Raw genomic sequence first — 13,776 nt, forward strand, 5'->3', positions numbered from 1 at the left:
AGTGCCAGGTGCACTCTTTTTTTGTTTCAAAATTTTTTGCGTCCCCCTGCTGTCTTTGTGCAAACTGATGGCAAAGAAAGGAACGAAAGGGGAAGCGGGATGCTCCAGTACTTACTGTATGTCAAAGCGGGCCAGGAGAATGTGCAGGCGTACGTCACCCCTTGTTTTGCCGCAGATCGGAGTTTTTGGCAGCAGCGGGAAGGATGCCAGTTGTACATCGTCGGAAAAACGCCTTCACTGGCTCTGGCTTTTGCGATGCGTGAAAGGGTCAATGCCCGTTTAGAGCAATGCCGGCAGCGGGCGATGGATGACGGGTTGCTGGCGGAAATCAGGCAGGCTGCCGTCTCGTTCGTGCGGGAGGCGGAGGTATTGTACGGGCAGCGTGCACAGCAGCGAAAGCCAGTGCGGGAAGCCTGGTTTGCATGGGAGGAAACAGAGGTACCAGCGGAGACTGAAGATTCGACTCCGCTTCATAAGCGGCGTCAGCCCGGGTTTGCCGATTGGTGCGAGTCGTTGGCTGGCAGAGCGTTGCTATGGGAAGAGCTGGATGTATGGAGCAGGCGGCATGGATGGTCCGTAGAGCAGCTTCTCCCGGACATACAGAGGCTGGTGTTGACCGGACGGGCTTTGCTGCAGCCAGGAATACGCCTTCATGTGAAAAAAAGCGTGTGGCGCAACCGGCTGGAGCTCGTCTGCGCGCGCTGCGGAAGCAGTGGACGGGAGGCGATTGCGCTCACCATATGCCACAGCTGCGAACAGGGCTGCGCCTATTGCACGATCTGCCTGGGGATGGGCAGAAGCAAATGCTGCACGCCGTACCTGCTGATCCCGGCAGAAGCCGTGGAGGGGCGTGGAGCGCGTTCGTACGCCGAGGCTGCCCGCCTGGCGTGGACAGTCCGGTACTCCCGCGATCAGGCGGTTGCGGCAGAGAAGGCTCGTCAATTTGTCGCCGACAGATGGAGGGGATCTTCGGCTTTTTTGATCTGGGCAGTCTGCGGGGCGGGGAAGACCGAACTGTTGTTTCCGGCTATCGTCGAAGCGTTGGAGAGCGGAGGACGTGTGCTGATCGCCACTCCGCGCAAGGACGTCGTGCTGGAACTGGCGCCACGTGTGCAGCGCGTTTTTCCATCAGCGCGCGTTATCGCCGTCCACGGAGCCAGCAAGGAAAAATGGGAGGATGCCGAGATTACGATTGCGACGACACATCAGGTCATGCGTTTTTACCAGCGCTTTTTTCTCGTTGTCGTCGACGAGGTAGACGCGTTTCCGTATCACAATGATCCCGTGCTGTACCGTGCCGTCGAGCGCGCTGTGGAGGCGGGAGGGAAAATGCTGTACCTGAGCGCGACACCTCCGCGCTATCTGCAAAGGAGGCTGGTCGGCAGCGGAAAAGGATGGTCACGCTGGAAAGGTCCTGGCGCACTGTCCTCGCGGAGTCATGTCCTGCTCCCCGGCCGTTATCACGGAGCGGATTTGCCGGTTCCGCAAGTGAGTACCGTATCGTCCCTGCACAAAAGGCTTGCAGCGAAACGACCGATCCCGGAGCTGCTTCAGATGGTCGAGGGGTCGCTTGGAGCCGGGCGACAGGTGTTCGTTTTCGTTCCTCGGGTCGACCAGGTAGAAGAGATGCTCGCCTATATGCGCCTGCTTCTGCCCGCATACGCGGCGAAGATGGAGGGCGTGCACGCTGCCGATCCATTGCGCGAGGACAAAGTGCTGGCGTTTCGCAGCAAGGAGTACGTGCTGATGGTGACGACGACGATATTGGAGCGGGGGGTAACGATCCCCAGCAGCGATGTTGTCGTCGTCGGGGCTGAGGCGCCCGTTTTCGACGAGGCATCGCTTGTCCAGATCGCGGGCAGAGTAGGCAGGTCGATGGACGATCCGCAAGGGACGGTTTTGTTTTTGCAGGCGTATCGCGCTGAGGCGACGAAGGCGGCGGTCAGACAAATCTCCAGGATGAATCGCATGGCAAGGCATTTGCGCGAGAGAGGAGTCGGTTCGCCATGAGTGGGCGCCGCTGTGCGCGATGCGGCGCAGGCATCGTTGCGCATGCCGTACGTGAGGGCGTGGTACGTCGCTGCGCTGCTTCGTTTGCGCAGATGTCCATATCCAGGACGAGCTATCCGCGGATGTATCGGCTGGTGCAGCGCTTGCCGCTATGTGGCGGCTGCCTGGAGGAGATGCCTGCGATCGGTAGCGAGATTTGCGCGCATTGTGGCCGGGAGCGGCTGCAGGCGTCGCAAGCGGCAGAGTGGATCGTTCGATCGCCGGGCAACATGCTGTGCCAGGATTGCCGTGCTGCCGGTTCTTCGCCATTGCGCGCCAACCGCAGTCTGCTGCGCTACAACGAGTGGGGCAAGGAGCTGCTCGGTCTGTACAAGTACCGGGGAGATGAGCGTCTGGCCGAATTGTTTGCTTCGCTGCTCGTCATCGGACTGCACTGCCACTACCGCCCGGAGCGGATCGACAGTCTTGCCGCTGTTCCCCTGCATGTGAAGCGGTTGCGGGAGCGCGGCTTCAACCAGGTGGAACTAGTGGCAAGGCGGGTCAGTGAGGCGTGCCGCATCCCATACCAACAGTTGCTGGTGCGTACGCGGGAGACGAAAAAGCTGAGTCAGCAGTCAGGGCGTCTGGCGAGACGGGAAAGTGTCCAGGGAGCCTTTTCGATAAACGGCGACGCGGGCAGAGCAGTCTTGGCAAAGCAATCTGCACCGTATGCGATCCTGCTTGTCGACGATGTCTATACTACCGGTTCTACACTGCGAGAGTGCGCCAAAACGATTCTGGATTCACAACATAATGAAATATGTATATTTTCCTTGACAATTTTCAGATAGTATTAGCACCTTTTGGAAAATTGCGCTATGATGTAGGCATATGAGGACTAGCATGAATCGACAACAGGGAAAGGTGAACAGGGGGGTGTTAGCATGTCTCTCGGCAAGCTGGCTAATTGTTCGCGTTGCGACGCGTTGTTTGTACAAACCGCCCGCGAATTGTGTCCGAACTGCCATAAAGAGGTGGAACAAGAGTACGAGCTTTGTGCAAAGTATTTGCGCAAGCGGGAAAATCGGGGAGCCACCATTTATCAGGTAAGCGATGCTACCGGAGTAAGTGTGAAACAAATAACCAAGTTTATAAAAGAAGGACGCATTTCCGTCGATGGAAATCCGAATCTCGGGTATCCTTGCGACCGATGCGGCACGCTGATTCTGCGCGGTAATATTTGCGAAACGTGCATGCACAGCTTGAAGCACGACATTACGCAGGACCTGGCTGTCGAAAAACGTCTGGATGAGGAGGCGCGCGCGAGGGAATTTGCCGCCGCCTATCGAAGAAAAGCAAAACTTGACGAATAGTTTTCTGTAAAAAAACTAATCGTTGACAATCAATTTGCCGATGATACTACTAAGAGGTATCGTCGGTTTTATTTCTTTTTTGGAAGTTACCCTTCGCTTTCAACATGATGATGTCCGGTCAATTTGAGAGGATGGTTGTCAGATGCGAATCAATGAACCTAATCGCACAGGTATGATCAATGCGTACAACAAGACGGGAACCACGCCGGTGGGCAAAAGCGGAAAGCTGGCGATGGGCAAGGACGAGGTAAAGATTTCCACAGAGGCGATGGAAATGCTGAAGATGGTGGAAGACTTGCAAGCGCTCGCCCGTCGGGAAAAAGTGGAACAGTTGCGCAAACAGGTAGAAGAAAATACCTACCATGTTCCCACTGAAAAGATTGCTGACAAGTTTCTGGCTTTTTGGAGAAAGCTGTAAACTTCTTCGCGGAAGCGCAGGTGAGAGACCATGACAAAAATGAACAGACTCTACGAACTGCTCGACAACTTGATCCAATTGCACAAAGCTCTGTACACCCTGGCTACGCAGAAAAAAGAAGTGTTGATTAAAGGGCAGGTGGACGAACTGGTCGCCATCACCCGCCAGGAACAGCAATTGATGAAAGGAATTACGGCAGCAGAAACCGCACGACAGCAGACAGTACAAGAGCTGTCTGGGGAGAAGGGCTTTTCTTTGCAGGAAGGAAGGCTTGCTGAACTGATCAAGTTGACGACCAGTGCGGAAGAGAAACAGCGGCTCACTACGTATCGCGAGGAATTGGCACGGGTTGTGGAGCAACTGCGAGAAGCCAACGACGTGAACCAGCAGTTGCTGAAGCAATCCCTTTCGTTTGTTACCATGACCCTGGACTTGCTGACGGATGTACCCGAGGACGACTACCTGTACGGGCAGTCTGCGACCGATCTGCACCGCCAGACAAGTCGCACGTTTTTCAATAAAAAAGCGTAAAGAGGTGCTACCATGCGCTCAAGTTTTCACGGAATCGAAGTTAGCAAACGCGGGCTGTTCGCACAGCAAGCCGCGTTGAATACGACAAGCCACAATATTGCCAACGCCAATACGGAAGGCTACAGCCGCCAGCGCGTAAACCTGGTTACGACGAACGGATTGCCGTACGTCGGGCTGCATGCAGGAACAGAAGCGGGATTGCTCGGTACAGGCGTACGCGCAGACAATATCCAACGGCTGCGCAACGAGTTTCTCGACATTCAGTACCGCAATGAATTCAATCGGCAAGGCTTTTGGGATGCACGTGCCGAGACGCTGGAGAGACTGGAAGGGATTATGAACGAGCCGTCAGAAACGGGGCTGCAAAAAGTAATGGACCAAATGTGGCAGTCCTGGCAGGACCTCGCAAACGACCCGTCCGATACGTCAGCGCGTGCCGTAGTGAGGGAGCGCAGCCAGGCAGTGGCTGACACCTTCAACTCTCTGTACACGCAGTTGAACCAGGTGCAAGCCGACTTGAACAACGTCATCAGCGTAAAGACGCTCGAAATCAACTCGCTTGGCCAGCAAATTGCGGCGTTGAACGGCCAGATCGCCAATCTCGTGCCGCATGGCTATACGCCAAATGATTTGTACGATCAGCGGGATGTTCTGCTCGACAGACTTTCCAATCTGGTATCGATCAACGTAACCCCGACGACAAGCGGCATGGTTGACGTCACGATCCAGGGGCAAGCCTTTGTGACCGGACAAGCCTCGCAGGTGATGGCGACTCAGCAAAATCCGGCGACCGGTCTGTACAGCATGACATTGGGCGGAGCGCCTTTTGTCCCAACTTCTGGCTACATGGCAGGAACATTTGAAGCCCGCGATCAGATCGTCACCAATATGAAAAGTCGCCTGGACGTTCTGGCGGTCAATTTGACGAAGGAAATCAACGACATTCACCGTGCCGGACGAAGCCTGGCAGACATTCAAAACAACGCGGTCCAGGACCTGCCTTTCTTTGTCGACAGGACTGCTGTTGCCGGCGACCCGGCTACGAAGAATTATCCGACAGGTGCTGCGAGCATCGTCATCAACCCGGCCATCCTGCAATCGCTGGATGCGATCGCGGCGGCAAAAGCAGGGAACCCGACGACATCAGTCGGGAACAACGAAGCTGCCCTGGACATTGCCGCCATCAAGTTCAAAGTGCTCGCGGCTGGAGCAGGTCCGCTTGACCTGCCGGAGAACACAACATTGGACAGCTACTACCAAAATACAATCAGCCAGCTCGGCGTGTCTGCGCAGGAAGCGATTCGCAACCAGGCAAACGCAGAGATGCTGGTCGATACAGTCGGCAACCAACGCCAATCCGTATCCGGCGTATCGATCGACGAAGAAATGGCGGAACTGGTCAAATTCCAGCACGCATACAGCGCTTCCGCACGCGTTATGACGAGCATGGACGAAATTCTGGACAGAGTCATCAACGGCATGGGTCGTGTCGGTCTGTAATAGGGAGGGATAACCGGTGTCAGTACGCGTAACGCAAAACATGCTCAACAACAACATGCTTCGCAACCTGAACAACTCCATGCGCAATATGGATAAACTGCAGGACCAGCTCTCTTCCGGCAAAAAGATCTCCAAGCCTTCCGACGATCCGGTCGTCGCTGCCAGAGGAATGTTTTACCGCTCGTCCCTGATCGAAAATGAACAGTACAAGCGAAATGTATCGCAAGTGCAATCGTGGATGGATATGACCGACCAGACGCTGGACGAGGTCGGAAATGTGATGAAGCGCGTTCAGGAGCTGTTGGTAAATGCTGCTGACGGCGCCCTTTCGCAAGAGGACTTGCAGGCGATTGCCGCAGAGGTGGAAGAGCTGAAAAATCACATGGGCACATTGGCCAACCAGCAGATCAACGGCAAGTATATTTTTGCCGGGACTGACACGAATCTGGCCCCGTATGACCCTGCCGCGCAGGGCGGACGAGGTGATTTTGTCGGTACGAACAGCGAAGCGATCAATCTGGAAGTGAGCCAGGGTGTTTTTGTACGATCCAATACGGACGGCCAAAACATCTTTAACTTCCCGGACAATGCCAATAACATTTTCAAGGTTTTGAACAACATTGTCGACGAACTCAAGAACGGAAACAACGCGTCGCAATACCAGGCGACCCTCACTGCGCAATACGACAACCTGCTGTCAGAGCGCGCTACCCTGGGAGCCAGCGTAAACCGTGTCGATCTGATCGCAGAGCGGTTGAACGTACAAGAAGTGACGATTACCGGATTGCTTTCCAAAAACGAGGATGCGGACCTGGCAAAAGTAATTACCGATCTGACTACCCAGGAAAGCGTACATTCCGCTGCGCTGGGAGCAGGAGCGAGAATTATTCAGCCTACACTTGTAGACTTCTTGCGTTAAGTCCGGGTAAAGGGGATTGACCGATGCCGATTTCACAACTCCGAATGGAAAGCACATTTGCCAGACTCGGCCTGAATATCCAGAAGCCTGTTCAGGAAATACGCCAGCCGAATGCAGAGATGAACCTGCAGCAGACCCCGGCCGAGCTGTCGATTGAACAGGCGCGCCCGATCCTCGAGATCGACTCCAGCAACGCTCGTGCCAATATCGGGCTTATGACCTCGATGCAATTTAGCGACAAAAATGCCTCCTTTGGGAAAGAGCAATGGCTGCAGGCGATTGCCGAGAAAAGCCAGGAGGGCAGACAGTTGCGGGCGATCCACACGAAGCAAAATGCGATCAAGGCAATCGCCCAACAAAATACGATGCGGCTGTTGCAGCGAGGGACGCCGTCGTTTTCCTCTTCCGGAGATGAGGGCGTGGACATTCACATCCGCGTGAAGCCGGTGGTCATTGACGTCAAGCGAAACGGCATGAGTATGAATCCGGTGACTCGTCCACCGGAGCTTTCGTATACACCGGGCAAAGTGGAGCCGTATATGATACAATACAATAGTCTGAAAATAGAAGTCGTAGGCGGCCAACTGGATCGAACGATGTGAGCGAGGTTGAAGACATGAGTGCAAGTCAGAAAGTGGAATTGGGCAAGCTATTTTTTGAAGATGGAATTCCCGGATTTTCTCATTTGCAATTTTTCCAACTGATGCAGGAGGAAGAAAGCCCGCTTTTTCACGTACAGTCGATAGAAGAGCCGGGTGTTGGATTCTGGGTAGTAGACCCGTTTGCCTTCTTTCCCGACTATACGTTTACGCTTCCCGAGGCGCCGAAAGAGGCGCTGCGCATAAGCGAAGATACGCCCATGGCGTTTTTCTCCATCGTGACGATCAGAAATGCGGAGCAGGTGACAGTCAATCTGAAAGCTCCGATCGTGATTAACCTGTCAAACCGTATGGCCAAGCAAGTCATTTTGCCGGAAGATACGTACCCCATCCGCCAGCCGTTGTTCACGCAACCGGCTGCAGGTCCGAAATAGGTGGTGATCACATGCTCGTGCTGTCTCGCAAAAAGAATGAATCCATCATGATCGGTGACACCATCGAGATCAAGATCATTTCCGTAGACGGGGATCAGGTGCGCATCGGAATTGAAGCCCCGCGCAATCTTGACGTGTATCGCAAGGAGATTTTCGACGCGATCCAGGAGGAAAATCGCTTGGCGACACAAGGAGCGGCGGACTGGTCGGCGGTAAAACAATTGATTCAAGCGAAGAAAGAAGAAGATGATCGATAGGATCGTCTTTTTTTGTGCGTAAAAACAGGGAAGAAAAAGGCCATCAGCGCACGGCTGACAGCCAAGGATTCCCGGTGGATCGTTTATTCGTTTTTCAGGAAGATCGCCATGCCGGCAATCGAGACGAAATCTCTTCTTTTGAGGTAGTCGAATGCAATTTGCATGTAGCGGCTGTTGTGCTCCACGACTTTTGCAAAAGACTGGATCAACGTAATGACATGCTCGACAGCAAGCTTGTCCTTGTAGAATCCGGCAATCCCGATCAGGTGCATCTTGATCAGACTGTAGTGCAAGGCGAGGAGGAAGTAGTTCTCCAGAACCGGCGCATTGCTGGAAAAGGGGAACGTGTTTTTGTACATGTAATTGACCAGGTAGTTTTCCAAAACGTAGGAATACGTGTTCATAAATGGCTTGTAGTAATCCGTATACGCTGCCTGATAACGGGCGGCAACAGTCTCAATCCCCTCTTCATTGTCAAACGAGATCCCTGCCAAAAATGCCTGGAAGCTGTCCAGGTACCGCTGATTGTCTATCCCGATATGCATCCGTACATCGATCAATTCCTTCAGCAGCCGGATTTGCGCCGCCGCTTCGGGAGGAATTTGCTGAATAGCGGCTTCCAGTGAGCCGTCCTTGATCAAGGTTCGGTAGTTTTCAATCAGACGCGGAATTTCTGCGACCTTGCCGCTGTTCACGAAGTCATCCATGTTTTGGTAAAAAAGTCCCAGTATCAGAACGCGATCGGTCAGGGAGTAACGGCGATTTTGTATGAGCTCGATCGAAAAAATCCGCAGGTCCCAAAAGTAAAAAGGCAATTCGGCGGGCGAACAGTTCGCAGGATGCAATTCCGTCTGGATCGAGAATGTTTGTCCGGGCTGCGACGGAATTTCAAAAAAGGACATCGGCTCCGGATTCAGCAAAGCGAGGCGAGCGGCTTCCGGACAGGACATGGTGGCGGCCATCTCGTAATTTCCGTTTACCCTGTTGGTTACACGCGGATAGTTCGCGCATGTCTTCGACAGATACTCTTCACCGAGACGCAGTTGAATTTCGCACAGGCTGTCCGCTGTTAGCATCGGACAGCTTTGGCAACCTGACATTTTGATCGTGGCGTAGTGCCCCTCTGTCGGATTGGTTTGCTTCCGCTTGATATGGGTATCCAGCTTTTGCGTCAAATCAGACTGGGAGAGTTTTTTGTATTTCTGGTAGGTCGCCCTATCAATCGGTACGCTCCAACCGGCGCAGCAAGTATCTTCGCAGGCAGAACCGATGCATTGAAAACGATCCATGTAGGTAGGCACGAGAAGGATCTGATTGACTGACATGAGATTTCCTCCAATTCCCGTCACGGGTCGTATAGAGAATAGGTAACTTCTATCATTATAATCACTATAGTCGGAGAGTTCTGCTCCTATTTTGATAAAAAATGCAGAAAAAAAACGAAAAGTGCTAAACGATGCAAAACGAGATTCCGATAAAGTAAATGTAGGGAGAAAGTCGCAAGCGCGCGATTGCGATGGGTCCCACTAAATTGCACAGTCACAGGGACGTGACTGTCGAAAACTCAAGGAGGAATTGTACAATGATTATCCAACACAATATGTCCGCGATTAACACTCATCGTCAATTGGGCGTTAACGCAAACAACCTGTCCAAAAACGTAGAAAAACTGTCTTCCGGTTACCGCATCAACCGTGCTGCTGACGACGCTGCTGGTCTCTCCATCTCCGAGCGTATGCGCGCACAAATCCGCGGTATGGAGCAAGCTTCCCGCAACGCACAAGACGGTATCTCCCTGGTGCAAACTGCTGAGGGCGCTCTGCAAACGGTAAACAACATGCTGGTTCGTATTAAAGAATTGGCTACACAGGCTGCGAACGGTACGTACAGCGAGACTGACGACCTGGCTCGCATCAACGAAGAGCTGACTGAGCTGACAAAAGAGATCGAAAACATCAAAGACAACACCAAATTCAACGGCATCAAGTTGTTGGATGGCAGCGCAGGTACAATCTCCCTGCAAATCGGTCAAGAGGCTTCCCAAGTTCTCGGCCTGAACGCAGCAAGCTTCAGCCTGGGTGATGTATACTCCACTGTAAACGGTTGGAGCCTGTCTACGCAAGATGGAGCGACAAGCGTACTGAGCGCAATCGATTCCCAAATCAACGCAGTGAGCTCCGCGCGTTCTTACCTGGGTGCGAACCAAAACCGTCTGGAAAACACTATCAACAACCTGGATATCACAGCTGAGAACCTGACTGCTGCTGAATCCCGTATCCGCGACGTCGACATGGCGAAAGAGCAAATGCAGTTCACGAAGAACAACATTCTTACTCAAGCTGCACAAGCTATGCTTGCTCAAGCAAACCAATTGCCACAAGGCGTACTGCAACTTCTCCGTTAATAGCATGTTTCAACCTGAAAAAAGAGAGCAGGGTATCCTTGCTCTCTTTTTTAAAATGATTTTCCGATAAGAAAGGAAGCCCACGATGAAAATATCTGCCTGTGTCATTACGAAAAATGAAGAAAAAAACTTGCCAACTTGTCTGGACAGCGTGAAATCGATCGTTTCAGAAATTATCGTGGTCGATACAGGATCAACAGATCGAACCGTGGACATAGCCAAAAGCTACGGGGCAAAGGTGTTTTCGTTTGAGTGGATCAACGATTTCGCCGCTGCCCGCAACTATGCGATCGAGCAAGCCAAATCCGACTGGATTATTTTTTTGGATGCGGATGAATACTTTGCGCCGGATTGCGTGAAATACGTGAAGGGCGCAATCAAGGAAGCCGAGAAGAAGAAGCTGGACATGATTATCTGCACGATGGCGAATGTGGAGAAAAAGACGGGGGCAATCACCTCTTCCAACCTGCACATCCGCATCTTTAAAAACCATCCGCAGATTCGCTACGTGGGAGCTGTACATGAACGAATCGTACGACTGGACAAGCCGGCCAACGCGCTGGATGTGCAAAAGGATATTACGATTATCCACACAGGATACAGCGAAGAAAACGTGCAGGAAAAAGAAAAAAGCAAACGAAATCTGGAGCTGTTGTATACGGAACTGGAAAAAAATCCGGACAGCTTTGACATATTGTTTTACATTTCCGAGTCATTATTGCTCGATAGGCAGTTTTCACAGTCTTTCGATTACGCAGTCCGTGCCCTGCAACATCGAAATTCTCACTTAAAGGGCATGTATGAAAAGAACTACATTAATATTTTCCAATGTATGATTCACTTGGACAAACCTAGAGACGAATACTGGCAGATGCTGCAACAAGCGATCGCAGAGTTCCCGAACTATCCCGACATCCATCTGTACCTGGGAGATTTCTATAAAAAAGAGAACCGCTATCGCGATGCCATCCATGCTTACGAAAAAGGTTTGCAGCTATTGGACCAATCCTCCATCGCTCAAACGGGCGCGATTGCAAGCGCTGTGAAAGTAATCGATACAGTCGGGCATTTGTATGGAAAGCTGAGAGAGTGGAACCCATGCGTCCAGTACCATGTTCAGGCTCTCCAGATTGACAAGTTCCACTATTCCTCTTTATTGAACCTGATGAGTGTATTGGGGCGCTTTGAAAAGCCCGAAGCAGTCTACTCCTTTTTTGCGAAAATGTACGATCTGACCAAAACGAAAGATCGTCTGTATTTGCTGCGAGCCGCACTGGATAGCAACCAGACGGCAGTGGCAAAAGATTTGTTGGCAGGGTTGCCTGTCGAGCATCCATCCTTGCAGGAATACATCGCATTGTTTCAATTCCTGACGGGGAACCACACAGATGCGATCAACCGGTTCGTTGCGCTGTATGCACAGACGAAAAAAGCGGAGCATGCATACGGGGCGATTGCTGCAGTGTGGGCAATTCAGGATCAAAACCTCGCCCGCCAATTGGAAGCCGTATTTGCCGATCAACCGGACATGCGTCAATTAACAGTGAATGTATGTGGGGGAATTTCACCCATTACCATAGAGAAAAAGAACATGTACGAGTTTTTGATGTATCTAAGCGGGACTTTGCACGTCACGGATTATCATCACCTGGCAGACCTTGCAGTGGGGTCTGACCTCTTGCTGGAGATGGGGAACTATCTGTATTTCCGGGAGAACTACGCGGATGCCTATCAGTTCTACAATCACTATCTGGAGCGGGTCGAAAATGTGCCTGAGAACACACTGGCAGACATTACGTTTAAAGTAGGCGATTGCCTGATGCAAAATGGCCTGGACGAGCAGGCATGGCTGTTTTTGCAAAAGGCGCATACGTTGGCGCCAGCCGATTTTCGCGTCTATGAGGCCACTATCGAGTTGGCAAAACGAACCCAGCGTCTGAACAGTATGCAAGAGCTTTACGAGACAGCTCGACAGTATTATCCTGATACCTATTTTTTGAAGCAGCTTCAACATTAGAGCCTGTTGAACGTGTCATGCGTAGTACCAACGGCTGGCGAACCGAATGAGGGGAAGAATGACGATGAACACGCAAGCTGAACAGCCGACGAGCGGGAAAAAGGTCAAGCGTGTCGCCTTGGTTGGGCTGAATAATTTCAACAACATCGGCGATCAGATCATTTCGGAAACAACGGAATACTTGGTGAGGCAATGTGGTATTGAGGGGATTGAACCTTACTTTGTCGATATGAACCCGTATGACTCGTATTGCAGGGAGCATCTGAAGGTTCCGTTTTACGCCTCCAATCTGATTGCAAAATGGAAGGGGCCACTCTCCACACTGCCAAATGGTGAGACGCTGGGGTATTGGGTTGAGTATACGGCTGCAAGAGTGCGTCTGTTCAACTACTTTCAAGCATGTTTGAAAGATGCCGATGCGATCCTCTTTTCCGGAGGAGCATTCATTAAATACAAGACACAGGGATTGAACTTCCTGGTAGATCTTATCACGGAAATCGCGGATGACAGGAACATTCCGGTTATGATGAGCGCGATGGGAGTAGAGGGGTATTCGGAAGAAAACATCAACTGCCAGAAATTGAAGGCAGCCATCAATCGCTCCTGCGTGAAAAGAATAACGGTTCGCGATGACTTTGCACTGTTGCGCGACAAGTACATGACCAATACGGACATTGTGATCCGGCCGGTTGGCGATCCGGCCTTCTGGATCCCGGAATGTTATCAAATAACCCGAGAGCCGCAGGAAATGGTCGGCCTGGGTGTGATTCGTAGCGATAACTTCAGAAGGTATGGCGTCGATTTTTCCGAATCGGATGTCATGCGCCTGTACCAGGATATTATCCATAACCTGGAGCAAAGTGGCATAGAGTGGCGTCTGTTTTCGAACGGATTGACCTCGGACTATCGATTTGGTGTCGAATTGCTGGAAAGTCTCGGCTACGCGCCAGAGGAGAAATTTGTGCCTCGTCCGCAAAGTTCGGCAGAGCTTTTGCACACGCTTAAACAGTTTAAAGCGGTCATCGCCGCCAGATTGCATGCTTGTATATCCGCGTATGCGTTGGATATTCCAACGATCGGGCTTGTCTGGAACGACAAACTGACGCAGTTTGGACGCATGTTCATCAAGGAGGACTTTTTTCCACCCGTGAATCAATTGACAGGGGAAATCGTTGTCGCAAAATTAAAGGAAGCCATGGAATTCACATATGACCGAAATAAGCGGCAAGAGTGGCGAGAAGCTACCAGGGCGGAACTGCATTCATTCCTCCAGTCCATCTAAACGGGCTGGTTTTCTGTGATTTTCAAGATGGTTTTATGACTATGCGAGATGGA

14 protein-coding genes are annotated in these 13,776 nt (G+C 51.9%); 13 read left to right on the forward strand and 1 reads right to left on the reverse strand.

Annotated features, from left to right (window positions below; all coding sequences use genetic code 11):
- Window positions 1-99 precede the first annotated feature (99 nt).
- The 10 genes from ACAF76_RS01635 to csrA all read left to right on the forward strand — a co-directional run bounded on the left by ACAF76_RS01635 (window position 100) and on the right by csrA (window position 8,020).
- Window positions 100-2,010 (forward strand): DEAD/DEAH box helicase, encoded by a 1,911-nt coding sequence (locus tag ACAF76_RS01635; protein WP_400162306.1) that lies wholly within the window; start codon window positions 100-102, stop codon window positions 2,008-2,010.
- Window positions 2,007-2,840, forward strand: a complete 834-nt coding sequence (locus ACAF76_RS01640; protein WP_400162307.1) for a ComF family protein — start codon at window positions 2,007-2,009, stop codon at window positions 2,838-2,840. Before ACAF76_RS01635 ends, ACAF76_RS01640 begins: the two co-directional genes overlap by 4 nt.
- 93 nt (window positions 2,841-2,933) lie before the next feature.
- Entirely contained in the window at window positions 2,934-3,362 is a 429-nt protein-coding gene (locus tag ACAF76_RS01645; RefSeq protein WP_400162308.1) for a TIGR03826 family flagellar region protein, read from the forward strand.
- A gap of 142 nt (window positions 3,363-3,504) precedes the next feature.
- The gene (locus ACAF76_RS01650; protein ID WP_400162309.1) at window positions 3,505-3,780 is read left to right on the forward strand and encodes a flagellar biosynthesis anti-sigma factor FlgM; all 276 of its coding nucleotides are present in this window, start codon (window positions 3,505-3,507) and stop codon (window positions 3,778-3,780) included.
- Window positions 3,781-3,819: 39 nt separating this feature from the next.
- Window positions 3,820-4,311, forward strand: a complete 492-nt coding sequence (locus ACAF76_RS01655) for a flagellar protein FlgN (protein ID WP_400162648.1) — start codon at window positions 3,820-3,822, stop codon at window positions 4,309-4,311.
- A gap of 12 nt (window positions 4,312-4,323) precedes the next feature.
- Complete coding sequence (gene flgK / locus ACAF76_RS01660; RefSeq protein WP_400162310.1) at window positions 4,324-5,811, forward strand: flagellar hook-associated protein FlgK; 1,488 nt, start codon at window positions 4,324-4,326, stop codon at window positions 5,809-5,811.
- A gap of 16 nt (window positions 5,812-5,827) precedes the next feature.
- Entirely contained in the window at window positions 5,828-6,730 is a 903-nt protein-coding gene (gene flgL / locus ACAF76_RS01665) for a flagellar hook-associated protein FlgL (protein WP_400162311.1), read from the forward strand.
- A 23-nt stretch (window positions 6,731-6,753) separates the two neighbouring features.
- Window positions 6,754-7,332: a DUF6470 family protein gene (locus ACAF76_RS01670; RefSeq protein WP_400162312.1), complete on the forward strand. Its 579-nt coding sequence runs from the start codon at window positions 6,754-6,756 to the stop codon at window positions 7,330-7,332.
- 14 nt (window positions 7,333-7,346) lie between these two features.
- On the forward strand, window positions 7,347-7,763 hold the full coding sequence (locus ACAF76_RS01675) for a flagellar assembly protein FliW (protein WP_400162313.1): 417 nt from the start codon (window positions 7,347-7,349) through the stop codon (window positions 7,761-7,763).
- An 11-nt stretch (window positions 7,764-7,774) separates the two neighbouring features.
- Window positions 7,775-8,020 (forward strand): carbon storage regulator CsrA, encoded by a 246-nt coding sequence (gene csrA, locus ACAF76_RS01680; RefSeq protein WP_400162314.1) that lies wholly within the window; start codon window positions 7,775-7,777, stop codon window positions 8,018-8,020.
- An 83-nt stretch (window positions 8,021-8,103) separates the two neighbouring features.
- On the opposite strand, the gene fliB is transcribed toward csrA, so the two are convergent.
- Window positions 8,104-9,345, reverse strand: coding sequence for a flagellin lysine-N-methylase (gene fliB / locus ACAF76_RS01685; RefSeq protein ID WP_400162315.1), 1,242 nt, complete (start codon window positions 9,343-9,345; stop codon window positions 8,104-8,106).
- Between the two features lie 257 nt (window positions 9,346-9,602).
- Between fliB and ACAF76_RS01690 the strand changes: the two genes are divergently transcribed.
- The 3 genes from ACAF76_RS01690 to ACAF76_RS01700 all read left to right on the forward strand — a co-directional run bounded on the left by ACAF76_RS01690 (window position 9,603) and on the right by ACAF76_RS01700 (window position 13,723).
- Window positions 9,603-10,424, forward strand: coding sequence for a flagellin (locus tag ACAF76_RS01690; protein ID WP_400162316.1), 822 nt, complete (start codon window positions 9,603-9,605; stop codon window positions 10,422-10,424).
- An 85-nt stretch (window positions 10,425-10,509) separates the two neighbouring features.
- On the forward strand, window positions 10,510-12,441 hold the full coding sequence (locus tag ACAF76_RS01695) for a glycosyltransferase (RefSeq protein WP_400162317.1): 1,932 nt from the start codon (window positions 10,510-10,512) through the stop codon (window positions 12,439-12,441).
- A 64-nt stretch (window positions 12,442-12,505) separates the two neighbouring features.
- Window positions 12,506-13,723 carry a polysaccharide pyruvyl transferase family protein gene (locus tag ACAF76_RS01700; protein WP_400162318.1) on the forward strand — a complete coding sequence of 406 codons (1,218 nt, stop codon included), beginning with the start codon at window positions 12,506-12,508 and terminating at the stop codon, window positions 13,721-13,723.
- Window positions 13,724-13,776: the final 53 nt, after the last annotated feature.

It is taken from the genome of Brevibacillus sp. TJ4, assembly GCF_044627595.2.
Taxonomy (GTDB): Bacteria; Bacillota; Bacilli; order Brevibacillales; family Brevibacillaceae; genus Brevibacillus.

Bases quoted from the DNA above. Each gene is read 5' to 3' on its own strand.
- ACAF76_RS01650 (WP_400162309.1), top strand. From the start codon at position 3,505: ATGCGAATCAATGAACCTAATCGCACAGGTATGATCAATGCGTACAAC.
- ACAF76_RS01640 (WP_400162307.1), top strand. From the start codon at position 2,007: ATGAGTGGGCGCCGCTGTGCGCGATGCGGCGCAGGCATCGTTGCGCAT.
- fliB (WP_400162315.1), bottom strand. From the start codon at position 9,345: ATGTCAGTCAATCAGATCCTTCTCGTGCCTACCTACATGGATCGTTTT.
- csrA (WP_400162314.1), top strand. From the start codon at position 7,775: ATGCTCGTGCTGTCTCGCAAAAAGAATGAATCCATCATGATCGGTGAC.
- ACAF76_RS01695 (WP_400162317.1), top strand. From the start codon at position 10,510: ATGAAAATATCTGCCTGTGTCATTACGAAAAATGAAGAAAAAAACTTG.
- ACAF76_RS01690 (WP_400162316.1), top strand. From the start codon at position 9,603: ATGATTATCCAACACAATATGTCCGCGATTAACACTCATCGTCAATTG.
- flgK (WP_400162310.1), top strand. From the start codon at position 4,324: ATGCGCTCAAGTTTTCACGGAATCGAAGTTAGCAAACGCGGGCTGTTC.
- ACAF76_RS01700 (WP_400162318.1), top strand. From the start codon at position 12,506: ATGAACACGCAAGCTGAACAGCCGACGAGCGGGAAAAAGGTCAAGCGT.
- ACAF76_RS01655 (WP_400162648.1), top strand. From the start codon at position 3,820: ATGAACAGACTCTACGAACTGCTCGACAACTTGATCCAATTGCACAAA.
- ACAF76_RS01635 (WP_400162306.1), top strand. From the start codon at position 100: ATGCTCCAGTACTTACTGTATGTCAAAGCGGGCCAGGAGAATGTGCAG.
- ACAF76_RS01675 (WP_400162313.1), top strand. From the start codon at position 7,347: ATGAGTGCAAGTCAGAAAGTGGAATTGGGCAAGCTATTTTTTGAAGAT.
- ACAF76_RS01645 (WP_400162308.1), top strand. From the start codon at position 2,934: ATGTCTCTCGGCAAGCTGGCTAATTGTTCGCGTTGCGACGCGTTGTTT.
- ACAF76_RS01670 (WP_400162312.1), top strand. From the start codon at position 6,754: ATGCCGATTTCACAACTCCGAATGGAAAGCACATTTGCCAGACTCGGC.